Genomic DNA, 401 nt, shown 5'->3' with positions numbered 1-401 from the left:
GGACTAAGGCTACTCCTACTTCTTTCAATAATTTTTCGGAAAATTCGATGTCATTGGCATAACCACGTTTTTCTATAATAGCTTGCACACTTGGAAAATGTAAAAAGTGCCATCGGCTGGGATTACTTCTATGCCATCAATACTTTGTAATCTATCAGCCACGTAATCGTGTCTTTGATGAAAGGCATTTACCATTTCTTCAATGCTATCGCTGCTCCCATTCAAAGCTGCGACAGCAGCTCTTTGTGCTATGGAACATGGTTGGATGTGGATTGAGATTGAATCGTTTTCATAGCATTGACTAATGAAGCTGGGCCTGCAGCATAACCTATACGCCACCCTGTCATGGCATAGGCTTTGGATACGCCATTTAAGACGATAGTTCGATCATAAAGTTCTGG

At 41.4% G+C, this 401-nt stretch carries 1 protein-coding gene; it reads right to left on the bottom strand.

Features of this window, described 5'->3' with window-relative positions; genetic code table 11:
- Window positions 1-72: 72 nt before the first annotated feature.
- A complete protein-coding gene (locus tag OK13_RS13755) occupies window positions 73-339 on the bottom strand; it encodes an aminotransferase class I/II-fold pyridoxal phosphate-dependent enzyme (RefSeq protein ID WP_420911434.1) in 267 nt (88 codons plus the stop codon).
- Window positions 340-401 lie beyond the last annotated feature (62 nt).

The organism is Legionella norrlandica (assembly GCF_000770585.1).
Taxonomy (GTDB): Bacteria; Pseudomonadota; Gammaproteobacteria; order Legionellales; family Legionellaceae; genus Legionella; species Legionella norrlandica.
Note: the sequence above shows the minus strand (reverse complement) of the source record. Positions and strands in the feature narration are given on the sequence as shown.